Origin of the sequence: Sphingomonas sp. Root720 (assembly GCF_001428605.1) — a bacterium.
Lineage (GTDB): Bacteria > Pseudomonadota > Alphaproteobacteria > Sphingomonadales > Sphingomonadaceae > Rhizorhabdus.
This window is the reverse complement of the sequence record NZ_LMID01000001.1, coordinates 918,249-939,998: the sequence shown is the minus strand read 5'-3', so window position 1 is coordinate 939,998 and position 21,750 is coordinate 918,249. Positions and strand designations below refer to the sequence as shown.

Here is a 21,750-nt window from a genome sequence, read left to right as displayed (position 1 = left end):
CTTACCGATGAGCAGCGCTTGACGAGCCACCTTATGGATCGCGGTCGCGCGATCGATAACGATCGCCATCGGATGCAGCACCAGTCGAAAGCCGTCGCCCGCATCCTGCGAACGATCGGCTTCGCCGACCAGCGGCATCGTCACGAGCTGACAAGCGCCTGCGCCGAGATCCTCGCCGCCAACGGCCCGATCTGGCCGGGCCTCGACGACGACGTGCCGTTCTGATGTCCGACATCGGCCACAACAGCAGCATCAGCTCGGCCGCCGCGCAGGAGCTTCGCCTCTTCGTCGAGCGCCTTGAGCGCCTCGAGGAGGAGATCAAGGGCATCAATGACGACAAGAAGGACGTCTATTCCGAGCTGAAAGGCCGGGGCTATGACGCCAAGATCGTCAAGAAATTGCTCGCCATCCGCCGCAGGAAGAAGGGCGAACACGAGGAAGAGATGATGGTCCTCGAAACCTACATGACCGCATTGGGGATGATCTGAAAATGCATCTTGATCTGTTCAGAAGTCCCCAGGTGCTGGTCGCATGCGAGCGCTCCGGCATTGTACGTGACGCCTTTCTGCGTCGCGGGTTCGACGCATGGTCCTGCGATGTGGAAGCCGACGAGCGACGCAGCAATCGTCATATCCAATGCGACGTGCGCGATGTGCTCGGCGATGGCTGGGATCTGCTGATTGTCGCGCATCCGCCTTGCACGCGGCTTTGCAAGAGCGGGCTGCGCTGGCTTCACACCGCGCCGCCGGGGCGGACGCTGCCGGAGATGTGGGAGGATCTGGACCGGGCAGCGAGCCTGTTCTCGACGCTGTGGCAGGCGCCGGTGCCGTATGTGGCCATCGAAAACCCCATGATGCATAGGCATGCCCAGGTGCGGATTACCAATTATTGTCCGCCTGCGCAGGTGGCGCAGCCATGGTGGTTCGGTGATCCGGTGTTCAAAGGCATCGGGCTCTGGCTTCGGAAGTTGAGGCCTCTGCGCCCCACTCGGCAGTTACAGCCACCCGCCCGCGGCACTGACCAATGGAAGCGCTGGTCGCGCATCCACCGCATGCCGGGCAACCATAATCGGCAACGCGAGCGGTCTCGCTTCTTCCCCGGCATCGCGGCGGCCATGGCCGAGCAGTGGGGTGATCAGATCCTGTCAGCGCGGAGAAAGGGCGCATGATCCGCACCCTTTCCCGTGCCGAGCGCGATCATCTCGTGCGGATCCGTCGACAGCCTCAGGAAGCGGGGTGGCGCAATCCTCAGCTCAACCGGCTCCGCCGCGACGGCCTGGTCGACTGCACGCCCCTGACGCGCCCGTCCGGCGCCATCTCGAAATATCGCGAATGGTCGATCACCGACGCCGGCCGCGAAGCTTTGGAGAAGCTGCCATGAAGGCCTTCACCATCTGGCAGCCTTGGGCATCGCTCATCATCGCCGAGGCGAAGCCCTATGAGTTCCGGGGCTGGCGCGCGCCACGATCGTTGATCGGCCAGCGCATCGTCATCCACGCCGGCGCCAGGCGCATCGCCAAGATCGAAGTCGACGAGTTGCTGATGCCGCTCCTGATGCGCGATCGTTTTCCTGTCAGCGCTGCCGAAACCTGTCTGTTCCCGGATAAGGCGATCCCGGTCCTCTATGCCGCGCGCACCGGCCGGCTTCCGATCGCCGCCGGCATCGGCACTGCGATCGTCGGCGAGCCCCGCAACGGTCACGATATCGCCGCCGAATTCGGCGTGCCGCGCGCCAACGACAGCAGCCGCGACGAGCAGGCGAATTGGGGCTGGCCGATGCTCGAGGTTGAGGCATGGCCCGAACCTATCCCGATGAAGGGCGCGCAAGGCCTATGGAACTGTCCGACGCCGGAAAGGGCTTTTCTATGATCCTCGGCCTGTTCATCTGCACCGCCGCCGTCGCGATCGACGGCGACACCATCCGCTGTCACGAGCCGATCGGCCGTGTCCGCCTCGCCGCGATCGACGCACCCGAAATGCCCGGCCACTGCCGGCGTGGACGAAACTGCGCGCCCGGCGATCCCGTCATCGCCCGCGACGTCCTGACCTATCTGCTCGGCCAGCTCGACGGAAAGACCGTCGAATGCGAACAGGTCGACGCGGATCCGCGCCGCAAGGGTTTTCAGGACACCGATCGCTGGGGCCGCCCCGTCGCCCGCTGCATCGTCGACGGCAAGGATCTGTCCGACACGCTGCTCGGCTTCGGCCTGGTGAGGCCCTGGCCATGATCATCGTCAGCGTTCAACTCCTCTCCGCCCGCGACGGCAGCACGCAGGAACTTGCCCGCGCCTACATCTCCAACGAGGGCGGCGATGCCACTCTAGGCGACTATGGCGTCGAGATCCTGCGCGGCCGATCGAGCGAGGATTTTGCCCGCCGCACCGTCCTGAAACGCGGCAAAGTGCTACGCCATCCACGACAGCGGGAGCATGTCTGGAACCTCGTCGCCAAGGCGCTCAGCGGCTTAGGCTATGGGATAGGGCGCAAGTGATGGCCAAGCCCCCGGCGATAGACTTTGAGTTCTTTTCGCCGGCCAGCCTCCGCACGCTCGACCATGCCGAACAGGTCCGTGCCGTCCGCCGCGAGGTCGATCGCCGCCGCCGCGCCAACGCCGCCAGGATCGAGAAGGGCGATCTCCGCACCGATCACGCCGCGACCGACGAGGCGCGCTGGGACGAGATCCTCGCCGACATGACCGAGGGGCAGGGCGGCATCCGGCCGGCCCGCCGCTACCAGTTCACCTGGGCCGACAAGCTCAACGCCCTGCGCGGCGAGATCATGCGCCGCCGCCGCAGCTTCCCCAAGCTGCTCGAGCAGGGCCGGATCAACGCGGCCGACGCCGATGAGGGGATTGCCATGATGGAATGCGCCCACCGCTGGTACTGGGTCGAGGGGATGGCCTTCGGTGCCGAGTTCATCGACCCCGGCGACGCCGCCGCGACGATGAACCGCCTCCGCGAGGAGGAAGCCCGCCGCCACGCCTGGGAACACAGCGCCGGCGTCGACGTGCCCGAGCTTCTAGCCGTCATGGTCGACGGGGTGCCCGTCGCTCACCTCGCGCCGGGGCCCTTCACCGCCCAGTTCGACCGCGATCCCGCCGATCGCGGCCGCTGGCTGCCGAGCAACGTCCTCAACGCCGCCGGCGATCCGATGTTCGGCCATGATCGCCGCATCGTGCCGATGATCGAGGCGATGGAACCCGAGCAGCGCGCCCGCACCATCCTGGCGATCGCCGCCGCCTTCAACCGCCAGTGGCACGAGCGGACGCACCCGATCGAGATCGACGACGAAGCACAGCAGGAGGCAGCATGACCGAAGGTGAAGCCCTGTATCAGATCTATAAGCCGCCGCTGCGCATCAAGATCGCCCGCATGTTCGGCTTCCGGCCGGCGCGATATCCCTTTGATGACGCGTTCGACTTCGAAGGGAAGGATGCGATCTACATCCTGATGGATGTTCGTTTTTCCTTCGCTGATCGGATCCGGGTGCTTGTTTCGGGCAAGGTGTCGGTCGCGAGCATCACCCGCACGTCGTTCATCGTCGGCGAGACGCAGACCCGCTCCAACTGCACCATCCCGCTGTGGCCCGAGCGATGAGCGACCCGATCCAAGCCCGATACAGGGCCGGCATGAACGCCGTCGCTGAGATGCTGGATCAGCAGTTCAACGGCACGACGCGGCCCAAGAAGATCGCGTTCGTGCTGCTCATTAGCGAGTTCGGCGCGATCGAGGACGGCAGGGTCAACTACATCTCCAATGCGGACCGCGCCGACACGATCACGATGATGAAAGAATGGATCGCCCGCGCAGAGGGGCGCTACAGCGAGAAAGGCGGCAAGGCATGAGCATGAAGCTCGCATTGGCGGACATCCCCGCCGCTGACAAACAGCCTTGGGTGGTTGCGTTCGGCGACGATCCGCACAGCTGGAATGTCGACGAAGGCGAGGGCTCCGGATTGCCCGGAGAAGCCGTGTTGAGACATGCGCTACAGACCTTCTGCGACTGCTGGAGCGATTTCGATGCCGAGACGGCCGCCCGGATCTTCAACCTTCCGATCGGCCTTATCCAGACGATCGAGCCGCTCCGCTTTTTCGGGAGCACGTCCGAGCATGTTACCATCGACGATCTCGGTTCGTTGATCCAGGCATTGTCCGCCACGCGCACCGAGTGGGGCACCATCACCGTCGCCGACGTTGCCCGCCTGATCAATCAGCCTGTGGCGCGAGTGATCGAGGCAGTTGGTCTCCATAGCTGGATGTTTCTCGTCGGCGCCCACGATCGGCCGGATCGGCTTCTCATCGAGCACGAGGGCGAATGATGAGCGCGGCCGATAAGCGCGCCATCGACGCCGCCGTCGCCAGCTTCGTCGAAACCTACCCCGGCGACGTGCCGATGGTCGATCTTCGCTGCTACGTCCGCGAAAAGACGGGGCTCGATATTTCAGGCCCGGTGCTGGCGCATCCGCTGAAACGCCTCGGCTATCGGCGCGATGGCGAACGGAAGATCGACACATGCCCGGGCAAGACGGTTTTCTACACGAGGCGGCCATGAGCGTCGGCCCCGATGTTCCTTCGTCGAGCGATCTGTACCTTCGCGCCCGCGCGACGGAGATGGTCGAGATCGAACAGATCGACCGCGAAGAGTTCGGACGCGCGCTCATTCTGCAGGGCTATTCCGCTATCCGGGCGGCGGAGATGGCGCGCGAGCTCCCCGACAATGACGGCGCGTTGCAGATGCTCGCGCGCCATCGTCGGACCGCGCTGCCGTCCGACGTGGTTCGCCTCGTCATCGCGGCCAGGATCTATCTGTTCGAGGATGAGAGCCAGGAGGCCCGCCGCGAGCTGGACCAGGCCAGCGGAGCCTTCGCATCCCGCGTGCCGTGGGACAATGATCCGACACAGGAAGCCGCAGCATGACCCGCCGCCCGCCCGACTGGCTCCTCGCCCCGACCTTCCGTCCCGTTACCATCGCGGAGATCCTCCGCCGTCTCGAAGCCCGGAGAGCCAAATCATGACGGTAGAAGCTTGGCGTGAGATCGATGCCGAAGCGCATAAGGATATGGTCTGGCTGCTGGTCGATTACAGCGATCGCGACGCGGCCGGTCATCCGTTGGCCGACGCGACATACGCGGCAACCATCGGCTTCTGGGACGAAAACGAGGAAGAATGGAAGTTCGCGGGCTGGTGCTGGTCGCATGATCATTTCACCGAAGGTCGCGGACGCGTCGTCGCTTACAAGCCGATTGGCTTCATGCTCGAGCACACAGGTGAGTGGCCGTTGCCCGAAGGAGGGAACCTCCCGGCGGATTGTGTCACGCCTGCACTGTCGGCTGACGGCTTGGGAACGCAAGCGTGATCCCCGCTCGTATCGAAGGATGCACGCGAACCTTGGGCGCTCCGGCGGATTGGACCCCTGAAACGAGCGGGCCTTGCCGAGGATTGCCGATCCGCGATGAGATGCACGGAAGCGTTCCCGTCATGGTGTCATGCTGGGAGCCGACGCCCGCAGAGATCGCGGCGATCGCCGCCGGCGGCAAAGTCATCCTTTGCATAGTCGGTGTCGGGCACCCGGTGGTCTCGCTTGCCGCCACAGTCGAACAGGCATAGCTTTCTCAACTGCGCCGGCAGAATGGCCGCGCGAAGGTCAAGGAACAGGACCATGGACAATCTTCTACATGACGGCATCTACGATCCGGCCCGCCGCGCCTGGTTCCGCGAGGCGGTCGAGCTGCTCGGCGGCGGCCGCGAAGCTGCCCGCCAGCTCGATATCACCGAAAGCTCGATACGCCGGCTTCTCTCCGACGGAGCCAACAGCCGCGGGATCCGCGACGGCATCGTCAGGGACACTCGCGAATTGCTCCGCCGCCGCGCCGCAGCCTGCCAGGAACAGGCCGACAAGCTGATCGGGGAGGGCTGACATGGCGATCAAGATCGAGCGCCTGGTCGAGAAGGGCGGGAACTATTACTGGCAGCCCAGCAAATCGCTCCGCGACATGGGGTGGCTCGCCGAGAAGCTGGGCCGCAGCCTCGCCGGCGCGATCGAGCGGGCGAACAAGCTCAACCAGGACGTCGAGATCTGGAAGAAGGGCGGGGCGCAGCCGGTCAATGTCGAGCGCAAGCCCGAACGTGCGACCATGGCCTATGCGATCCGCCGCTACCGCGCCGAGGATCTCGCCAGCAAGGCCAAGAGCACCCGCGCCACCTATGGCAGCTATCTCGGCATGATCGAGCAGTGGGCCGACGAGGGCCGCACCCCGATCCGCCTGATCGACCGGGGCCGCTGCGTCGTGCTCAAGGATGCGCTGCTCAAGCCTCCCGAGCTCGGCGCGTTCGAGGTCAACGGCAGGAAGCTCCGCGCCGCCGGCATCGACGACGATCGCACCGCGCTATGGCTGGCCCATCACGCCGGCGTCGACGCCGCGATCGCGCTGCTCACCGCGCCGCCGCTCGCCTGGGCGAAGGATGTGGCGCCGGAGATCCTCAAGAAAGCCGCGCTCGAGGCGCTTCATGGCGAGCGGATCTACCGCGTTCGCGTCCTCGCCGGGCGCGAGGCGCGGCCCAAGCTCCACCGCGCCAACGGCCTGCTCTCGGTGCTCAAGTCGCTCATGACATTCGCGAAGGACAAGGACATGATCGACGCCAACCCGATGGCCGAGGTGACGATCCCCGAGGCGCCGCCCCGCCAGCAGACCATCCCCGCGATCGCGCGCGAGGCGATCGGCGCGATCGCGGCCGAGAAGGGCTGGCACGGCATCAAGCTCGCCATCGACCTCGGCTTCGGCATCATGCAGCGCGAGGGCGATCTGCTCCGCCTGACGACCAAGGCCTACCGACAGCTCGAGGAGCACGAGATCCCGGCCGAGGCGCGCGCCAACCTGATGGCGGCCGACGGCACCGTCATGGGCATCGACATCCTGCAGAAGAAGACGAAGAAGTGGATCGCGGTCCCCGTCGTCGGCGAGCTGCGCACCGACATTGAGGCGGCGATCGCCGCCGCCCGTGCCGCCCAGGTCGCGACGCTCCACCCGCCGATCCTGCGCGACGAAGAGACCGGCGAGGCATGGCCGCAATGGAAGCTGCAGCGCCGCTTCCGCGCATGCGTCGCCGCCGCCAGCGAACGCGCGGCCGAAGCCGGCGACATCGAGCTCGCCAACGCGCTCGCCGATATCGTCTTCCAGGATCTCCGCCGCACCGGCATGGTCCACCTGTTCGAGCTCGGCGTCCCCGATCACTTCATCGCCGCAATGAGCGGCCACACCATCGAGCGCACGAAAAAGATCCTCGAGGTCTACGGCCCCCGCAACACCCGCATGGCCGTCAGCGGCGTCGCCATGGCCGTCAGCCAACTCAAGGTCCGCGCCAAGGCCCAGGCGAAGCGCGACGGCGAACAGGAGCAGCAGGCGTGACCGATTACAAGGTGCTCGGCGACCTGATCGAGCGTATCAAAGCTGCGGCCAGCCCCGATCCGGCGCTCGATGCTGATATCGCGGAGGCGTTGGAGCTGAGGCCATTACCACGGCACGACCGGTTCTATCGGTCTGCGCGGGGAGAGGATCTTTATCTCACCAAATGGTTGCTGCCCGGCGGGCGGGCCGTGGATACCTTCGCGGGTGAATTCCCGGAATTCACCGGGTCGCTGGACATCGCCATGAGCCTCGTTCCGAAGGGTTGGTCCTACAGCCTGGGATCCATGATGGGCCTTCCCCTCGCGGAACGCTGGCGCTGTCATCTTCGCGATCACAATGATCCGAACGACAGCACCCGCCGCTGGCTCGATGTCGATGCCGCAATGCCTGCCACATCGACGACTGCGGCGTGTTTGAAAATCCGCTACCAAGATTTGCTGCAAGCGGCCATCGCGGTTAGCAGGCGGCAGCCCGCGAAGGGATGACGCCGCTGCCCGTTCTCGATTTGTCGCCGATGATCGAGCAGATCCAGCACGCCCGCGAATCGGTCGGCCGGCTGACCATGTTGGAATTCCAACATGGAAATGTTGGAAACGACCGGTTTTCGGCCGCGCAAGCAGAGCAAAAAATCGCTGCAAACCCCTTGACCAATAAGGCTTAGCGGCCTAGTTCGCCCGCCTGCCATTGATGCCCCGTCGTCTAAAGGTAAGACTACGGACTCTGACTCCGTTAATTGAGGTTCGAATCCTCACGGGGCATCCAATTTTTCCCGATCCGGCCAACCGAGCGCCGCCGGCGCGATGCCCGGAACCGGCGCTCCGCCAGCGAAAACATTCCGGCTCAGAACCTTTTTGCCGCGACCGCGTTCTCCCTTCATCGGCACATGCCGCACTGAAGGAAGAGGATCGCCATCATGAACATGCGTCGGGCAACCATCCTGGCCTGCTCCGTCCCCCTGCTGCTGGTGTCGGCCTGCCAGACGAGCGACCCCACCGCCCGCGGCGCCGCACGTGGCGCGGCGATCGGTGCCGCGGGCGGCGCGGCCGTCGGGGCGCTGGCCAACGGCGTCGGCGTGGGAGAGGGTGCCGCCATCGGCGCGGCGGCGGGCGCGGTGATCGGCGCCGCCACCGCGGACGGACGCCGCTATTACCGCGATCGGCGCGGCTGCTATTACAAGGACGGCAACCGCCGGCGCTATGTCGATCGGGACCGTTGCTAGACGACGGCGCCGCCGGGAGGCCCCCGCGCCATCGGTACGACCGTGTTTACCGGCCGCCCGTCGCAGCTTTGGGGCGGGGCCCTTGCGCCCCGCCCGCAGAGGCATAGGGTGAGGACGGAGAGGGTGCCCTGAAACAACAAGGGGGCTACCCATGCAAGACCGTCGCCAGTTCCGCCAGACCGGACGGCTCATCGCCAGGAACCACTGCTTCGCGCTGAGATGCGAGGACGGCGGGGAATATCGCCTGGAAATGGATCCCGTCCCGCAACATCTGCTCGGACAGCAGGTCCGCATCGAGGGACGCATCTACGGCTCGTCGCTGATCGCGGTGGAAGGGATCGGCCCGGCCTGACGCCGATGTCCACAGTTTTTTCGTCGACCCCTGCTGACATAGGTCGCGTGCGCCGATAATCTGCGCGTTCGATGTGGCAGCTTTATCAATTTCCGCTCTGTCCTTTCTCCCGCAAGGTTCGCCTCCAGATGGAGGAGAAGGGCATCGCCTATGACCTCGTGCGCGAGTCGCCCTGGTTGCGCCGGGACGAGTTCCTCGACCTCAATCCGGTGGGGCAGACCCCGGTCCTGGTCGATCCGGGAAGCGGCACCACGCTGATCCACAGCTGCGCGATCTCCGAATATATCGAGGAGACGGTCGAGCCGGTGCCGATGCTGCCCGGCAGCGCCGCCGCGCGTGGCGAGATCCGCCGGCTGGTCGCCTATTTCGACGAGAAATTCTACGCCGACGTGGTCGGCCCGCTGCTCTACGAGCGTGCGCTCAAGCGGATCGTCCACCGCGCACCGCCCGACGCCGGGGTGCTGCGGCAGGCGATGAAGGCGGTCAACGACCATCTCGACTATGTCGACTATCTGGTCGGCAGCCGGCGCTGGATCGGCGGCCAGCTCATCAGCCTCGCGGACCTCGCCTGCGCGGCGCATCTTTCGGTCGCCGACTATCTCGGCGGCATCGACTGGCGCGGCCATGAGGAGACCAAGCAATGGTATTCGGGCATGAAGTCGCGCCGCTCGCTGCGCGTGATCCTGGCTGAGCGCATGGAGCTGGTGAGCCCGCCCGAACATTATGAGAAGCCCGACTTCTGAGGTTCATCGAGCGAGGTCATCGCGGCGAAGGCCGGGATCTCATTATCGTCCAGTGAGGAACGACGGGAGATTCCAGCTTTCGCTGGAAGGCCGGTTAATCGTTCGACGGCTCGTCAACGGCGACGCGCGGCCTCAGCGATCGCGCGATCATGTTTCGCAGGTCATCGATGTTCGTAGCCGACATGGGCGCGGGGTACGACGCTCAGCCGCGACATCAGGATCGCGGCGCGTTTCGCCTGGAGCGGGATCGAGGCGAGGTCGACGGCTTCGCCCGGCGCATGGTCTCCGGTCGAATAAGGGCCCATGCCCGCGAAGCTGTCGACGTCCTTCGCAACGAAGCTGACGTCGCCCGCGCCGCGCTTGAGCGGGTCGAGCGGCGGCATCTCGGGCAGGCCCATGTCGCGGTTGACGCCGTTGAGCCGGTCGAGGATCGCCTGGTTGCCCGGCGTCGGCGCCATCGCCGGATAGCCGCCCTCGTCGAAGCCGATCGTCGCGCCGGTGCCCGGGAGGTGCGCGGCGACGATCGCCCGCATCTTGGCGCGGACGCGCTCGGTCTGCTCGTCGGACAGGGTGCGCAGGTCGCCGCGCGCCTCGGCGACGGGCGCGATGATGTTGGTCTTGCCGGTCGCGGTCGCGCGGATGCCGTCGGCGTCGGTCGACTGGGTCGCGCCGCCAGCGATCAGCCCGACATTATAGGTCAGGTTGGGCTCGGGCAGGTCCTGGCGGAAGCGGTCGATGATCCGCGCCAGCTCATAGACCGCGCCATAGCCGGCCTTTTCGCTGAAGATGCCGCTCGAATGGCCGGTATTGCCGGTCGCCTTCACCACCCAGCTCGACGAGGAGCGCCGCGCGATCGACCCCATGTCGCGGCCGCCGTCGCGGACCAGGCCCTCGAAGTCGAGCGCGACGTCGGCACGCCTGCCCGCCGCGATCAGGTCGGCCCGGGCGATGTCGATAGGTTCGCCGGCATCCTCCTCGTCGCCGGTCAGCACGATCTCGATATCGGCCGCCTCGAGCGTGCCCGCCGCCTTCATCGCGCGCAGCGCCGCGATCATCACGACCATTCCGCCCTTGTCGTCGCCCGCGCCGGGGCCCTCGGCCCACTCCGTGCCCTGGGCGTCCCTGCCCTTGAGCGTCCAGCGCTGGAACGGGCTGTCGGGCTCGAACACGGTGTCGAGATGGCCGATCAGCAGCATGCGCTTGCCCCGGCCGTCGCCCTTGTGGGTGGCGACGATATGGCCGGCGCGCCCGGCGGCCTCCATCGGCACCCAATTCACGGCGAAGCCGAGCGGTTCGAGCTCGGCACGGACCATGCTGCCCACCCGGGTCACGCCGGCGATGTTGCGCGAACCCGAATTGACCTCGACCAGCGTCTTCAACAATTCGACGCTGCGCGCGCGTTCGGCGTCGACCGTGCGGATCATCTGCGTCTCGCGCCCGCTCAGCGCGGCGGGGGCGGGGGAGGCTGCTGATACAAATAGGACACAGGCCGCGAGATTCCGCCAGTTTCCGGTCTTCATGCACAGCTCCGCTTGTATTCCGGCCCAAGATGGATCATATGGCGGCCTGCGTCGATGCTGTTTTGCAGCATTTGGCCGAAGCAGCGTGATCTCCTGTCCATTCCAAGGGGCAGGCCGGCTCAGGCCCGCAAAGACGCAAAACCAAGCTGAGGCTTCCCAATTCACGCGGGTCGTCATGTGAACCCGCTGTCGCATGAACGTCCGTTCGCGCGCCCGCATCTCTGAAAGTGCATTTGTGACCAAATTTTCCGAACTCGGTCTTATCGAGCCCCTGCAGCGCGCGCTGGCCGCCAAGGGCTACGACATTCCCACACCCATCCAGTCGCAGGCGATCCCGCCACTGCTGGAAGGCCGCGACCTGTGCGGCATCGCGCAGACCGGCACCGGCAAGACCGCGGCCTTCGCGCTGCCGTCGATCCACCATCTCTCCGAGACCCTCAAGCATACGCCGCCCCAGGGCTGCCGCATGCTCGTCCTCGCGCCGACCCGCGAACTGGCCAGCCAGATCGCCGAGAGCTTCGTCCAGTACGGCAAGTTCCTGCGCCTGAGCGTCGCCACGGTGTTCGGCGGCGTGCCGATCAACAAGCAGATCCGCCAGCTGCAGCGCGGCGTCGACATTCTCGTCGCCACCCCGGGCCGCCTGCTCGACCTGATCGACCAGCGCGCGCTGAGCCTGAAGTTCGTCGAGATCTTCGTCCTCGACGAGGCCGACCAGATGCTCGACCTCGGCTTCATCCACGCGCTCAAGCGGATCGACCAGCTGCTGCCGAAGAAGCGCCAGTCGCTGTTCTTCTCGGCGACCATGCCCAAGGCGATCGCGGAGCTGGGCAACCGCTTCCTGACCGATCCGGTCCGGGTGTCGGTCGCGCCGCAGTCGACCACCGCCGAGCGCGTCGAGCAGTTCGCGACCTTCTGCAATCCGACCGAGAAGCAGGCGCTGCTGACGCTGCGTATCCGCTCGGAGCCGATCGATCGCGCGCTGGTCTTCTCGCGTACCAAGCATGGCGCCGACCGGATCGTGAAGAACCTGCGCGCCGCCGGCATCGAGTCCGAGGCGATCCACGGCAACAAGAGCCAACCGCAGCGTGAGCGCGCGCTGGGCCTGTTCCGCACCGGCGACGTCAAGATCCTCGTCGCAACCGACATCGCCGCGCGCGGCATCGACGTGGGCGGGGTGAGCCATGTGTTCAACTACGAACTGCCGAACGTCGCCGAGCAATATGTCCATCGCATCGGCCGCACCGCGCGCGCCGGCGCCGCAGGGGTCGCCATCGCCTTCGTGGCCGATGACGAGCGGCCCTATCTCAAGGCGATCGAGAAGCTGACCAAGATCCAGCTCGAGATCCAGCCGCTGCCCGAGAACTTCATCGCCGAAAAGGCCAAGCTGCCCAAGCCGGCGCCGAGCGCGCCGCAGCCGCAGGGCGACCGCAACCGTCGCCACGACGGCGGCGGCCGCAATGCCGAAGGCCAGCCCAAGCGCCGCTTCGCCCGTCCGAAGGGCGCCCCCGGCGCCCACAAGGGCGCGGTCAGGCGTTTCGGCGGTGGCGGCGGCCGCTAAAGCTCAAGCCCTCTCCACGTCATGCCGGCGAAGGCCGGCATCTCGGGCGTTGGGCTATCGCGCCTCTCCCGAGACCCCAGCCTTCGCTGGGGTGACGGTCAAGGGACGATGTCGTGAAACCCTTCTCGTGTAGCCCACGAGGAGGGTTTTTCACCTCGCCAGCGTCTCCCGCATCCGCGCCAGCCGCGCGATCGCCTCGTCGAGCACCGCGTCCTCCTTGCAGTAGCAAAGGCGCAGGATGTTGGTGACCGGCGCTTCCTCGAAGAAGGCCGAGACCGGGACCGTCACGACCCCACCCTCCATCGCCAGCCGATCGGCGCAGGTCACATCGTCGAGGGCGATGCCCGAGGCGGCGAGATCGACCGAGACGAACCAGGTCGCCTGGCTCGGCAACACGACATAGCCGGCGTCCTCCAGCCCCGCGATCAGCCGGTCGCGCGACCGGGCGAAGCCGGCGCGCATCTCCTCGAACCAGGCCCGGGGCTTGCCGAGCCCCTGTGCCGCCGCCCATTGCAGGTTGGGCGGGGTCGTGAAGGTCAGGAACTGGTGCGCCTTCGCAACCTGCCCGGCGAGTGCCTCGCCCGCCACCATCCAGCCGACCTTCCACCCGGTCAGCGCGAAGATCTTGCCCGCCGATCCGATCTTGACGGTGCGGTCGCGCATGCCGGGCAGGGCGATCAGCGGGACATGGTCGCCGTCGAAGACGACATGCTCCCACACCTCGTCGCACAGCGCGACGATGTCGTGGCGGATGCAGCGATCGGCGATCATCTCCAGCGTGGCGCGATCGTACATCCGGCCGGTCGGATTGGCGGGGTTGTTGAAGACGATCAGCTTCGTCTTCCCGGTGATCGCGGCATCGAGCGCGGCCGGGTCGAGCGTCCATTCGGGCGGTTGCAGGCTGACCAGCCTCGCCACCGCGCCCGCGCGGCGGACCATCGGCAGATAAGCGTCGTAGAGCGGCTGGATCAGCACCACCTCGTCGCCCGGCGATACGAGGCTGAGGATCGCCCCGGCGATCGCCTCGGTCGCCCCCGAGGTGACGACCACCTCCTTCCGCCAGTCGAGCGACAGGCCGTGATGCTCGCCATAATGCGCGGCGATCGCCTGGCGCAGCTCGGGGATGCCGAGCATCGGCGGATATTGGTTCGACCGTTCGATCAGCGCGTCGGCGGCGGCGCGGCGAATATCCTCGGGGCCGGGCGCGTCGGGGAAGCCCTGGCCCAGATTGATCGCCCCGGTGTCGCGGGCGATCGCCGACATCTTCTCGAAGATGGTGGTGGGCAGGGCGGCGTAGACGGGATTGAGGGTCATCCGTCAGCGGATAAAGGGCGTCGGGGCCACGTACAAGCCGATGTCGATCGCCCGGCCGGCGCAACCGCCGTCAGACCGGGCGGTTTATCCCGCCGCCGTCGAGCACCTCGCGCACCTTCGTGCCGAGCTGGGTCAGGCTGAACGGCTTGGCGAGGAAGGCGACGCCGGCATCGAGCATGCCGTTATGGATGACGGCGTTGCGGGTATAGCCGGTGGTGAACAGGATCGGCAGGCCGGGGCGCAGCTCCACCGCCGCGTCGGCGAGCTGTCGACCGTTCATCTCGGGCATGACGATGTCGGTGAACAACATGCTGATCGTCGGCTGGGTGGTGAGCGCCTTGAGCGCTTCGGCCGCGTCGGCCGCGGAAATCACGACATAGCCCAGGTCGCGCAACGCATCGACCGAGAAGTGGCGGACCCGCTGCTCGTCCTCGACCACGAGGATCGTCTCGCCCGCCAGGGCACGGGGAATCTCGGTCTCGAGGATTCCCTGCCGGCTGTGCGGATCGATCGCCAGGCCGTGGCTGCGCGGCAGGTAGAGCTTCACCGTCGTACCCTGGCCGGGTTCCGAATAGATGGCGACGTGGCCGCCGGTCTGCTTGACGAAGCCGAACAGCTGGCTGAGGCCGAGCCCGGTGCCCTTTCCGACCGGCTTCGTGGTGAAGAAGGGATCGAAGGCCTTGGCGACGATCTCCGGCGTCATGCCGCTGCCGGTATCGGTGATGCTGATCATCACATATTGGCCGGGAACGACCTCGGGCCGGGTCTTGGCATATTCGTCGTCGAGATAGGCGTTGGAGGTCTCGATCGTCAGGCGGCCGCCATTGGGCATGGCGTCGCGCGCATTGACCGCCAGGTTGACGACCGCGTTCTCCAGCTGACCCGGATCGACGAAGCTGCGCCACAGGCCGCCCGCCAGCACGGTCTCGATCCGATAGGGTTCGCCGAGCGTCCGCTGGAGCAATTCGGACATGCCCGAGACGAGCTTGTTGATGTCGAGCGTGATCGGGGCCAGCGGCTGCTGGCGCGAGAAGGCGAGCAGACGGGAGGTGAGCGCGGCGGCGCGCTCCGCGCCCTCGAAGGCGTTGTCGATATTGCGCGCCAGCCGCTCGGGATCGCCGGTCAGCCGGCGGCGGGCGAGATCGAGGCTGCCGATGACGATCGCCAGCATATTGTTGAAATCATGGGCGATTCCACCCGTCAGCTGGCCGATCGACTCCATCTTCTGGAGATGGAGGATCTTCTCTTCCATTTGCGCGCGCAGCACCAGCTGCTCGCGCAGCGCCTGCTCGGCGGCGATCGCCTCGTCGCGCGCGGCGGTGATCTCGCGCTCGCGTCTACCGCTGTCGCGTATGACGAGGGCGGCGATGATCAGGACGAGCAGCACGGTCGCGACGAGGACGAGGCCAAGACCGAGGACGATTCGATCGGTCGTCTTGCGCCGCTCGTTCAGCAACCGCTCCTCTTCGGCGATCATGCGGCGCACGACGGTCAGCGCCGCGTTCATCCGCCGGGTACCTTCGCCTTCGTCGATCCGGACGATCTCCTCGCTGCGGTGGCCGGCCCGGACGGCCGCCACGCCGCGCCGCGCGAAATCGACCTTCGCGGCGATCCGGCGGCGGAGCGGCTCCATCTGGTTCAACTGGGTCGGATTGTCCCGCACTTCATATTGCAGCCGAGCCAGTGCCGGCCCCATCGCATCGACCTGCCGCGTGAAGCTCGCGCGGATGCCCGGGTTGCCGGACAGGATATAGCCGCGATGATCGGATTCGATGGCGCGGACATGATCGGTCAGCTCGGTCAGCATCACCTGGACACGCAGCGAATGCTCGGCCCAGTCGCCCGCCCGGCTCTGCGCGCGCGTCAGGAACAGAGCGGTGATCGCCGCCAGGATGGCGACGAACAGGCCGGCGAGGGCCAGATAGGGAGGACGACGCCCAGCGAGCATTCGGCCTGTCTTACGGCGTGCACCGGCGCCCGCAAGCGGAAATGCCGCGACGGGCGGACGGCATAGCCTATTTCCCCGATGTCATTGCGCGTCGGCGACGATCCGGGCCCATCCGGCCTCGTCGATCACCTCGATACCCAGGTCGGCCGCCTTCTTGAGCTTCGATCCGGCACCGGGCCCGGCGACGACGAGATCGGTCCTGGCCGAGACCGACCCGGCGACCTTGGCGCCCAGCGCCTCGGCCTGCGCCTTGGCCTCGTCGCGCGACATGGTCTCCAGCGTGCCGGTGAACACCACGGTCTTGCCGCTGACCGCCGAGGCGCGCGTCTCGTGGACCACGTCGGCGGGCGTCACCTGGTCGAGCAGGTCGGCGACCGCTTCCTGGTTGTGCGGCTCCATGAAGAAGTCGATCAGCGCGAAGGCGACCTCCGGCCCGACGCCGGGGGTTTCGACGATCGCCGCCAGTTCCTTGGCGATGCGGGCGGCGAATTTCTCGTCGGTCTCGCCCACGGCCTGGACGGCCGCCTCGCGGGCGGCGATGGCGCGGTCGATCATCGCCCTGAGATTGTCCCAGCTCCGATAGCGCCGGGCGAGGTCGCGCGCCGTCACTTCGCCGACATGCCGGATGCCGAGCGCGAACAGCAGGCGATCGAGCGGCGGGGTCCGCTTGGCGTCGATCGCGGCGATCAGGTTGCTGGCCGAGGTCTCCGCCCAGCGTTCGCGCGCGAGCAGCGTTTCCCTGGTCAGCTTGAAGATGTCGGCCGGGGACTTGACCAGCGCGTCGCGGAAGAAGCTCTCGATATGGGTCAGGCCGAGGCCCTCGATGTCGAGCGCGTGGCGCGACACGAAATGCCGCAGCCGCTCGACCCGCTGGGCCGGACAGATCAGGCCGCCGGTGCAGCGATAGTCGACTTCGCCGGGCTCGCGCTCCGCCGCCGAGCCGCATTCGGGGCAGACCTCGGGGAACGGCCAGCTGCTGCGCGCATCGTCGCGCGAGAGGTTTTCGACGATCTGCGGGATCACGTCGCCGGCGCGCTGCACCACCACGCGGTCGCCCGGCCACACGCCCAGCCGGCCGATCTCGTCGGCGTTGTGGAGCGTGGCGTTGGTGACGACGACGCCGCCGACCGTCACCGGCTCGAGCCGCGCGACCGGCGTCAGCTTGCCGGTGCGGCCGACCTGGATGTCGATCTCCCGCAGCAGGGTCTGCGCCTTCTCCGCCGGGAATTTGTGCGCGATCGCCCAGCGCGGCGCGCGCGCGACGAAGCCGAGCCGCTTCTGCCAGTCGAGCCGGTCGACCTTGTAGACGACGCCGTCGATGTCGAAGGGCAGGTCGGCGCGCCGCGCCTCGATCCCGCGATAATGCGACAGTGCCTGCGTCTCGCCGTCGACCCTGACGAGATCGTCGGACACCGGCAGGCCCCAGGCGGCGATCGCGTCCATCACGCCCTTCTGGGTATCGGCGGGCAGTTCCGACGCCTCGCCCCAGCCATGCGCGAGGAAGCGGAGCGGGCGCGACGCCGTGACCGCCGGGTCCTTCTGGCGCAGCGAGCCGGCGGCGGCGTTGCGCGGATTGGCGAACTGGCGCGCCTTGGCCGGATCCTCCGCCTCCGCGAGCAGCCGCGCGTTGAGCGCCGCGAAATCCTCCTTGGCCATGTAGACCTCGCCGCGCACCTCGAACACCGCGGGCGGGGCGGACAGCAGGTCGGCGCTCTTCAGCCGCTCGGGGATGTCGTCGATCGTGCGGACATTGGCGGTGACGTCCTCGCCGATCGCGCCGTCGCCGCGCGTCGCGGCCAGCACCAGCACGCCCTTCTCGTAGCGCAGCGAGCAGGACAGGCCGTCGATCTTGGGCTCGGCGGTCAGCGCGACGGGCGCGTCGGCGCCGAGGCTGAGATAGCGGCGCACCCGGCCGACGAAATCGACCACGTCCTCGTCGGCGAAGGCGTTGTCGAGGCTGAGCATCGGCTGCGCATGCGCCACCTTCGCGAGATGCCCGGACGGGGCCGCCCCGACCAGCCTCGACGGCGAATCGGCGCGGACGAGGTTGGGGAATTCGGCCTCCAGCGCGGCATTCTCGCGGATCAGCGCGTCATAAGCGGCGTCGCTGATCTCGGGCGCGTCGTCGCCGTGATAGAGGCTGTTGTGCCGGGCGATTTCGGCGGCGAGGAAGGCGAGCCGCTCGGCGGCCTGGGATTCGGTCGTCATGCCGCTCTTTTAGGCGGGAGCTTTGCCGATCGCCACGGTGTCTTGCGGGTGGGCGGACGGCGTCCCGGCCCGGCGCGACGCGCGTCGGATCGTTGCGATCGCGGTGCTCGATCCGGTAGCGATATTCTCCACGCCGGTCGTCCTCACGCGGCTTCGAGCAGGCGCATCGCCTGGGCGCGCGCCTCGGCGGTGATCTCGGCGCCCGACAGCATGCGGGCGATCTCCTCCTGCCGCTCGCCGGCGTCGAGCGGGCGCACGCCGGTGCGGGTGACGAGACCGTCATGGCTCTTGGCGATCAGCCAGTGGCTGGCGCCGCGCGCGGCGACCTGCGGGCTGTGGGTGACGACGAGGAGCTGGGCGCCGGTCGCCAGCCGCTTGAGCCGCTCGCCGATCGCGCTGGCGACCGCGCCGCCGACGCCACGGTCGATCTCGTCGAAGATCATCGTCGTCGCCGAGCCCTGCTCGGCCAGCGCGACCTTGAGCGCGAGGATGAAGCGCGACAGCTCGCCGCCGCTCGCGATCTTCATCAGCGGTGCGAAGGGGGCGCCGGGATTGGTGGCGATCTCGAACTCGACCCGGTCGCGGCCCGATGGCGACCAGCCGCTTTCGGGCAGGGTCTCGACCACGGTGCGGAAGCGGGCGGCATCGAGCTTGAGCGGCGCCAGTTCGGTCGCGACCGCCGCGTCGAGCCGCCCGGCGGCCTCGCGGCGTGCCTCGCCGAGCTTCCCGGCGAGCGCGAGATAGGCGTCGCGCGCGTCGCGGGCCGCGGCCTCCAGCTTCGCCAGCCCGGCGTCGCCCGCCTCGATCCGGTCGAGCCGCGCGGCGAGTTCGTCGCGAAGCTCCGCCAACCCTTCGGGATCGACCCGGTGCTTGCGGGCGAGCGCGCGCAGCTCGAACAGCCGGGTCTCGACCATGTCGAGCCGGGCGGGATCGAAGCGCATCGCCTCGGCCGCCGCGGCAAGCTTGTCCTCGGCCTCGCTCGCCTCGATCACCGCGCGGTCGAGCGCGGCGAGCGCCTCGGCCAGCAGCGGATGCTCGGGAGCGATCCGGTCGAGCCGGCGCGCGGCCTGGCGCAGCGCGGCGAGCCCGCCATCGGACCCGTCGAGATGACTGCCGACCGCGCCGAGATCGTCGGCCAGCCTGGCGCCCTTCTGCATGTCGGCGCGTTCGGCGGCGAGGATGGCGTCCTCGCCCGGCTCGGGCGCGAAGCGGTTGAGCTCCTCGACCGCATGGTCGAGCCATTCGCGGTCGCGCGCGGCATTCTCGATGTCGGTGCGGGCGGCCTCCAGCCTGTCCGCCGCCGCCCGCCAGGCGCCGTGCGCGGCGGCGACCCCGGCGACGTCGAGCCGCCCGAAGGCATCGAGCAGCGCGCGATGGCCGCGCGGATTGATCAGTCCGCGATCGTCATGCTGGCCGTGGATCTCGACCAGCATGCCGCCCAGTTCGCGCAGCGTGGCGGCGGAAGCGGGCTGATCGTTGACGAAGGCGCGGCTGCCGCCGTCGGCCTTGACCAGCCGGCGGATCACCAGCGCCTCGCCCGGTTCGGCGTCGAAGCCGTTCTCGGCGAGGAGGGCGAAGGCGGGATGGTCGGCCGGCAGGTCGAAGCCCGCCGACACCATCGCCTGGCTCGCGCCGGTGCGGACGAGGCCGCTGTCGGCGCGCATGCCGAGCGCGAGGCCGAGCGAATCGAGCAGGATCGACTTGCCCGCGCCGGTCTCGCCGGTCAGCGTGCCCAGGCCGGGCCCGAATTCGAGATCGAGCGCCTCGATCAGCACGACATCCCGGATCGCCAGCGTGGTGAGCATGGGACATCTGTAGAACAGTGGGCCGGGCGACGCCAAGGGGCTCGGTGCTTTCCTTTTTCCGGCGGCCGGTCGATAGAGGGGCGGTCTGGGGCGGCGGAGGCGGCGATGAAGCGGATATTGGTGCTGGTCGGCGCGCTTCTGCTGTGCGCCGGCATCGTCATGGCCACCCGGTACAGCAAGCAGCCGGCCGGGTCGGCGACCGTCAACATGATGGAGGCACCGGCCACCGCCGCGACGCCGTTGCCGCGCCAGCCGACCCGCTTCGGCATCAACCTGTCGACCCCGGCCTATTGGAGCGACGAGCGCGCCTTCATGAACCTCGCGGCGGGCGGATCGTGGCGCTCGATCCGGGGCGGCTGGCACGAGATGGACCCGCAGCGTATCGACCGCAACGGGACGATAACCTCGCTCCAGCCGGGCGAGCAGGCCGCGCTGTCGCTGACCCGCCCCCCGCGCAGCCGCGCCGCCGACCTGGCGATACGCTGCCGCTTCGACGGCACCGGCACGGTCAACGGGGTGGCGATGATCAGCCCGAAAGCCACCCCCGGACAGCTCGACTTCATCTGGCGCAGCGACATCAAGACGGTCCATTTCCGGATCGACGCGACCGATCCGGCCGATCCGATCCGCAACATCGACTGTCGCGAAGCCGATGCCGATCGCAAGGCGGTGTTCGATCCGGCCTTCGTCGACGGCCTGCGCGCCTATAAATCGGTGCGGTTCATGGACTGGATGCAGTCCAACGTGAACCAGGCGGGCGACTGGGAGCGGCGCACCCTGCCGACCGCGACGATCCAGGCGAACCCGCAGGGCGTGGCGGTGGAGCATATGGTGCTGCTCGCCAATCTCGCGAAGGTCGATCCCTGGTTCGTCATGCCGTGGCGCGCCGATGCCGCCTATCTCGAGAATTTCGCGCGCTATGTGCACGGCCATCTCGACCCGTCGCTGACCGCCTATGTCGAGATGGGGAACGAGATCTGGAACCTCGACTTCGCCGCCGCGCGCGACGCGCTGGCGGAGGGGCAGCGCGCCGGGCTCGGCACCAGGGACGAGGCGCGGATGCGCCGCTATGCCCAGCGCGCGACCGAGGCGTTCGTCGTCTGGGAGAAGGTCTACGCCAAGGACCGCCGCCGCCTCGTCCGGGTATTGTCGGGGCAGAATGCCTGGCCCGAGCTGATCCTCTACGCGCTCGACTACAAGGACACCGCGGCGCATGTCGATGCGCTGGCGAGTGCGCCCTATTTCGGCCAGACCCTTCTCGAGCCCGCGCCGGCGGACACCGCCGACCTCACCCCGCTCTTTCCCCGGCTCACCGGTTCGATCGACTCGACCTTCGGCGCCGCGCGCCGCTTCAAGCAGATCGCCGACGGCCGGGGCCTGCGCTTCGTCGGCTATGAAGGCGGGCAGCACGTCACCTATCGGGGCCCCGACAAGACGCTGATGGCCCGGCTCCAGCGCGATCCCCGCATGGGCGATTCCTTTCGCGCCTATCTCGACGCCTGGGACAAGGATTTCGGCGACCTTCTGCTGATCTACCATTCGACCAGCCCGATCGGCACCACCATGGATTTCGGCATCGCCGAATATAGCGGGCAACCGCTGGCGGAGACGCCGAAGCGCAAGGCGCTGCTCGACGCGATCGCGGCGACGAAGCGATAGGTGCATCAACAGCCAAAGGAT

Annotated in this window: 29 protein-coding genes and 1 tRNA gene; 24 read left to right on the top strand and 6 right to left on the bottom strand. The window is 67.7% G+C overall.

Annotated elements, in window-relative coordinates:
• The first annotated feature begins 18 nt into the window (after positions 1-18).
• The 14 genes from ASE22_RS04310 (at position 19) to ASE22_RS04245 (ending at position 5,353) form a co-directional block, all read left to right on the top strand.
• Positions 19-225: a hypothetical protein gene (locus ASE22_RS04310; protein WP_156397339.1), complete on the top strand. Its 207-nt coding sequence runs from the start codon at positions 19-21 to the stop codon at positions 223-225.
• Positions 225-488: a DUF2312 domain-containing protein gene (locus ASE22_RS04305; RefSeq protein WP_056355409.1), complete on the top strand. Its 264-nt coding sequence runs from the start codon at positions 225-227 to the stop codon at positions 486-488. Before ASE22_RS04310 ends, ASE22_RS04305 begins: the two co-directional genes overlap by 1 nt.
• Positions 489-490: 2 nt before the next feature.
• A complete protein-coding gene (locus ASE22_RS04300) occupies positions 491-1,168 on the top strand; it encodes a hypothetical protein (protein ID WP_056355406.1) in 678 nt (225 codons plus the stop codon).
• Positions 1,165-1,380 (top strand): hypothetical protein, encoded by a 216-nt coding sequence (locus ASE22_RS04295; RefSeq protein WP_056355403.1) that lies wholly within the window; start codon positions 1,165-1,167, stop codon positions 1,378-1,380. Before ASE22_RS04300 ends, ASE22_RS04295 begins: the two co-directional genes overlap by 4 nt.
• 89 nt (positions 1,381-1,469) lie before the next feature.
• Positions 1,470-1,868: a hypothetical protein gene (locus ASE22_RS04290; RefSeq protein ID WP_156397341.1), complete on the top strand. Its 399-nt coding sequence runs from the start codon at positions 1,470-1,472 to the stop codon at positions 1,866-1,868.
• Positions 1,865-2,227, top strand: coding sequence for a thermonuclease family protein (locus ASE22_RS04285; protein WP_056355396.1), 363 nt, complete (start codon positions 1,865-1,867; stop codon positions 2,225-2,227). Before ASE22_RS04290 ends, ASE22_RS04285 begins: the two co-directional genes overlap by 4 nt.
• Positions 2,224-2,490, top strand: a complete 267-nt coding sequence (locus ASE22_RS04280; protein ID WP_056355395.1) for a hypothetical protein — start codon at positions 2,224-2,226, stop codon at positions 2,488-2,490. The genes ASE22_RS04285 and ASE22_RS04280 overlap by 4 nt, the downstream gene beginning before the upstream one ends.
• Positions 2,490-3,311 (top strand): hypothetical protein, encoded by an 822-nt coding sequence (locus tag ASE22_RS04275; protein WP_056355394.1) that lies wholly within the window; start codon positions 2,490-2,492, stop codon positions 3,309-3,311. The genes ASE22_RS04280 and ASE22_RS04275 overlap by 1 nt, the downstream gene beginning before the upstream one ends.
• Positions 3,308-3,595: a hypothetical protein gene (locus ASE22_RS04270; protein WP_056355389.1), complete on the top strand. Its 288-nt coding sequence runs from the start codon at positions 3,308-3,310 to the stop codon at positions 3,593-3,595. The genes ASE22_RS04275 and ASE22_RS04270 overlap by 4 nt, the downstream gene beginning before the upstream one ends.
• Positions 3,592-3,843 (top strand): hypothetical protein, encoded by a 252-nt coding sequence (locus tag ASE22_RS04265; RefSeq protein WP_056355386.1) that lies wholly within the window; start codon positions 3,592-3,594, stop codon positions 3,841-3,843. Before ASE22_RS04270 ends, ASE22_RS04265 begins: the two co-directional genes overlap by 4 nt.
• The gene (locus ASE22_RS04260; RefSeq protein ID WP_156397343.1) at positions 3,840-4,316 is read left to right on the top strand and encodes a hypothetical protein; all 477 of its coding nucleotides are present in this window, start codon (positions 3,840-3,842) and stop codon (positions 4,314-4,316) included. The genes ASE22_RS04265 and ASE22_RS04260 overlap by 4 nt, the downstream gene beginning before the upstream one ends.
• Positions 4,316-4,549: a hypothetical protein gene (locus ASE22_RS04255; RefSeq protein ID WP_056355382.1), complete on the top strand. Its 234-nt coding sequence runs from the start codon at positions 4,316-4,318 to the stop codon at positions 4,547-4,549. Before ASE22_RS04260 ends, ASE22_RS04255 begins: the two co-directional genes overlap by 1 nt.
• Positions 4,546-4,914 (top strand): hypothetical protein, encoded by a 369-nt coding sequence (locus ASE22_RS04250; protein WP_056355379.1) that lies wholly within the window; start codon positions 4,546-4,548, stop codon positions 4,912-4,914. Before ASE22_RS04255 ends, ASE22_RS04250 begins: the two co-directional genes overlap by 4 nt.
• A 94-nt stretch (positions 4,915-5,008) precedes the next feature.
• Entirely contained in the window at positions 5,009-5,353 is a 345-nt protein-coding gene (locus ASE22_RS04245) for a hypothetical protein (RefSeq protein WP_056355376.1), read from the top strand.
• 128 nt (positions 5,354-5,481) lie between these two features.
• Here the strand turns inward: ASE22_RS04245 and ASE22_RS26655 are convergent, their stop codons facing one another.
• Complete coding sequence (locus tag ASE22_RS26655) at positions 5,482-5,658, bottom strand: hypothetical protein (RefSeq protein ID WP_156397344.1); 177 nt, start codon at positions 5,656-5,658, stop codon at positions 5,482-5,484.
• Here ASE22_RS26655 and ASE22_RS04240 point away from each other — a divergent pair.
• The 8 genes from ASE22_RS04240 to ASE22_RS04210 all read left to right on the top strand — a co-directional run bounded on the left by ASE22_RS04240 (position 5,657) and on the right by ASE22_RS04210 (position 9,717).
• Positions 5,657-5,914: a hypothetical protein gene (locus ASE22_RS04240; protein ID WP_056355374.1), complete on the top strand. Its 258-nt coding sequence runs from the start codon at positions 5,657-5,659 to the stop codon at positions 5,912-5,914. The two genes, ASE22_RS26655 and ASE22_RS04240, sit on opposite strands and share 2 nt — an antisense overlap.
• Position 5,915: 1 nt before the next feature.
• On the top strand, positions 5,916-7,403 hold the full coding sequence (locus ASE22_RS04235; RefSeq protein ID WP_056355370.1) for a hypothetical protein: 1,488 nt from the start codon (positions 5,916-5,918) through the stop codon (positions 7,401-7,403).
• Complete coding sequence (locus tag ASE22_RS04230) at positions 7,400-7,888, top strand: hypothetical protein (RefSeq protein ID WP_056550218.1); 489 nt, start codon at positions 7,400-7,402, stop codon at positions 7,886-7,888. The genes ASE22_RS04235 and ASE22_RS04230 overlap by 4 nt, the downstream gene beginning before the upstream one ends.
• Positions 7,885-8,064: a hypothetical protein gene (locus tag ASE22_RS04225; RefSeq protein WP_056355365.1), complete on the top strand. Its 180-nt coding sequence runs from the start codon at positions 7,885-7,887 to the stop codon at positions 8,062-8,064. Before ASE22_RS04230 ends, ASE22_RS04225 begins: the two co-directional genes overlap by 4 nt.
• Before the next feature lie 27 nt (positions 8,065-8,091).
• Positions 8,092-8,165: transfer RNA gene (locus tag ASE22_RS04220), tRNA-Gln, on the top strand.
• 151 nt (positions 8,166-8,316) lie between these two features.
• The gene (locus tag ASE22_RS04215) at positions 8,317-8,622 is read left to right on the top strand and encodes a hypothetical protein (RefSeq protein ID WP_056355362.1); all 306 of its coding nucleotides are present in this window, start codon (positions 8,317-8,319) and stop codon (positions 8,620-8,622) included.
• Between the two features lie 151 nt (positions 8,623-8,773).
• Positions 8,774-8,974: a DUF5818 domain-containing protein gene (locus tag ASE22_RS26650; protein ID WP_056601688.1), complete on the top strand. Its 201-nt coding sequence runs from the start codon at positions 8,774-8,776 to the stop codon at positions 8,972-8,974.
• Positions 8,975-9,045: 71 nt separating this feature from the next.
• Complete coding sequence (locus ASE22_RS04210) at positions 9,046-9,717, top strand: glutathione S-transferase family protein (protein ID WP_056355360.1); 672 nt, start codon at positions 9,046-9,048, stop codon at positions 9,715-9,717.
• 161 nt (positions 9,718-9,878) lie between these two features.
• Here the strand turns inward: ASE22_RS04210 and ASE22_RS04205 are convergent, their stop codons facing one another.
• Positions 9,879-11,237 (bottom strand): M20/M25/M40 family metallo-hydrolase, encoded by a 1,359-nt coding sequence (locus ASE22_RS04205; protein WP_056355357.1) that lies wholly within the window; start codon positions 11,235-11,237, stop codon positions 9,879-9,881.
• Between the two features lie 193 nt (positions 11,238-11,430).
• Between ASE22_RS04205 and ASE22_RS04200 the strand changes: the two genes are divergently transcribed.
• Positions 11,431-12,795, top strand: coding sequence for a DEAD/DEAH box helicase (locus tag ASE22_RS04200; RefSeq protein ID WP_056355354.1), 1,365 nt, complete (start codon positions 11,431-11,433; stop codon positions 12,793-12,795).
• Positions 12,796-12,945: 150 nt separating this feature from the next.
• Here the strand turns inward: ASE22_RS04200 and ASE22_RS04195 are convergent, their stop codons facing one another.
• From ASE22_RS04195 to recN, 4 genes are all read right to left on the bottom strand, one after another.
• Positions 12,946-14,109 (bottom strand): aminotransferase, encoded by a 1,164-nt coding sequence (locus ASE22_RS04195; protein ID WP_056355350.1) that lies wholly within the window; start codon positions 14,107-14,109, stop codon positions 12,946-12,948.
• Positions 14,110-14,179: 70 nt separating this feature from the next.
• The gene (locus ASE22_RS04190) at positions 14,180-16,057 is read right to left on the bottom strand and encodes a CHASE3 domain-containing protein (RefSeq protein ID WP_056355348.1); all 1,878 of its coding nucleotides are present in this window, start codon (positions 16,055-16,057) and stop codon (positions 14,180-14,182) included.
• An 81-nt stretch (positions 16,058-16,138) separates the two neighbouring features.
• Positions 16,139-18,265, bottom strand: a complete 2,127-nt coding sequence (gene ligA, locus ASE22_RS04185) for an NAD-dependent DNA ligase LigA (RefSeq protein WP_056355345.1) — start codon at positions 18,263-18,265, stop codon at positions 16,139-16,141.
• A 143-nt stretch (positions 18,266-18,408) separates the two neighbouring features.
• Positions 18,409-20,070, bottom strand: coding sequence for a DNA repair protein RecN (gene recN / locus ASE22_RS04180; protein WP_056355342.1), 1,662 nt, complete (start codon positions 20,068-20,070; stop codon positions 18,409-18,411).
• 105 nt (positions 20,071-20,175) lie between these two features.
• Here recN and ASE22_RS04175 point away from each other — a divergent pair, with 105 nt between their 5' ends.
• Positions 20,176-21,729 carry a hypothetical protein gene (locus tag ASE22_RS04175; protein ID WP_056355339.1) on the top strand — a complete coding sequence of 518 codons (1,554 nt, stop codon included), beginning with the start codon at positions 20,176-20,178 and terminating at the stop codon, positions 21,727-21,729.
• Positions 21,730-21,750: the final 21 nt, after the last annotated feature.

Excerpts from the sequence above, each read along its gene's own strand:
- ASE22_RS04305 (WP_056355409.1), top strand. The coding sequence starts at position 225 with ATGTCCGACATCGGCCACAACAGCAGCATCAGCTCGGCCGCCGCGCAG.
- ASE22_RS04300 (WP_056355406.1), top strand. The coding sequence starts at position 491 with ATGCATCTTGATCTGTTCAGAAGTCCCCAGGTGCTGGTCGCATGCGAG.
- ASE22_RS04295 (WP_056355403.1), top strand. The coding sequence starts at position 1,165 with ATGATCCGCACCCTTTCCCGTGCCGAGCGCGATCATCTCGTGCGGATC.
- ASE22_RS04285 (WP_056355396.1), top strand. The coding sequence starts at position 1,865 with ATGATCCTCGGCCTGTTCATCTGCACCGCCGCCGTCGCGATCGACGGC.
- ASE22_RS04280 (WP_056355395.1), top strand. The coding sequence starts at position 2,224 with ATGATCATCGTCAGCGTTCAACTCCTCTCCGCCCGCGACGGCAGCACG.
- ASE22_RS04275 (WP_056355394.1), top strand. The coding sequence starts at position 2,490 with ATGGCCAAGCCCCCGGCGATAGACTTTGAGTTCTTTTCGCCGGCCAGC.
- ASE22_RS04270 (WP_056355389.1), top strand. The coding sequence starts at position 3,308 with ATGACCGAAGGTGAAGCCCTGTATCAGATCTATAAGCCGCCGCTGCGC.
- ASE22_RS04265 (WP_056355386.1), top strand. The coding sequence starts at position 3,592 with ATGAGCGACCCGATCCAAGCCCGATACAGGGCCGGCATGAACGCCGTC.
- ASE22_RS04260 (WP_156397343.1), top strand. The coding sequence starts at position 3,840 with ATGAGCATGAAGCTCGCATTGGCGGACATCCCCGCCGCTGACAAACAG.
- ASE22_RS04255 (WP_056355382.1), top strand. The coding sequence starts at position 4,316 with ATGAGCGCGGCCGATAAGCGCGCCATCGACGCCGCCGTCGCCAGCTTC.
- ASE22_RS04250 (WP_056355379.1), top strand. The coding sequence starts at position 4,546 with ATGAGCGTCGGCCCCGATGTTCCTTCGTCGAGCGATCTGTACCTTCGC.
- ASE22_RS04245 (WP_056355376.1), top strand. The coding sequence starts at position 5,009 with ATGACGGTAGAAGCTTGGCGTGAGATCGATGCCGAAGCGCATAAGGAT.
- ASE22_RS04240 (WP_056355374.1), top strand. The coding sequence starts at position 5,657 with ATGGACAATCTTCTACATGACGGCATCTACGATCCGGCCCGCCGCGCC.
- ASE22_RS26655 (WP_156397344.1), bottom strand. The coding sequence starts at position 5,658 with ATGGTCCTGTTCCTTGACCTTCGCGCGGCCATTCTGCCGGCGCAGTTG.
- ASE22_RS04235 (WP_056355370.1), top strand. The coding sequence starts at position 5,916 with ATGGCGATCAAGATCGAGCGCCTGGTCGAGAAGGGCGGGAACTATTAC.
- ASE22_RS04225 (WP_056355365.1), top strand. The coding sequence starts at position 7,885 with ATGACGCCGCTGCCCGTTCTCGATTTGTCGCCGATGATCGAGCAGATC.
- ASE22_RS04215 (WP_056355362.1), top strand. The coding sequence starts at position 8,317 with ATGAACATGCGTCGGGCAACCATCCTGGCCTGCTCCGTCCCCCTGCTG.
- ASE22_RS26650 (WP_056601688.1), top strand. The coding sequence starts at position 8,774 with ATGCAAGACCGTCGCCAGTTCCGCCAGACCGGACGGCTCATCGCCAGG.
- ASE22_RS04210 (WP_056355360.1), top strand. The coding sequence starts at position 9,046 with ATGTGGCAGCTTTATCAATTTCCGCTCTGTCCTTTCTCCCGCAAGGTT.
- ASE22_RS04205 (WP_056355357.1), bottom strand. The coding sequence starts at position 11,237 with ATGAAGACCGGAAACTGGCGGAATCTCGCGGCCTGTGTCCTATTTGTA.
- ASE22_RS04200 (WP_056355354.1), top strand. The coding sequence starts at position 11,431 with ATGAACGTCCGTTCGCGCGCCCGCATCTCTGAAAGTGCATTTGTGACC.
- ASE22_RS04195 (WP_056355350.1), bottom strand. The coding sequence starts at position 14,109 with ATGACCCTCAATCCCGTCTACGCCGCCCTGCCCACCACCATCTTCGAG.
- ASE22_RS04190 (WP_056355348.1), bottom strand. The coding sequence starts at position 16,057 with ATGCTCGCTGGGCGTCGTCCTCCCTATCTGGCCCTCGCCGGCCTGTTC.
- ligA (WP_056355345.1), bottom strand. The coding sequence starts at position 18,265 with ATGACGACCGAATCCCAGGCCGCCGAGCGGCTCGCCTTCCTCGCCGCC.
- recN (WP_056355342.1), bottom strand. The coding sequence starts at position 20,070 with ATGCTCACCACGCTGGCGATCCGGGATGTCGTGCTGATCGAGGCGCTC.
- ASE22_RS04175 (WP_056355339.1), top strand. The coding sequence starts at position 20,176 with ATGAAGCGGATATTGGTGCTGGTCGGCGCGCTTCTGCTGTGCGCCGGC.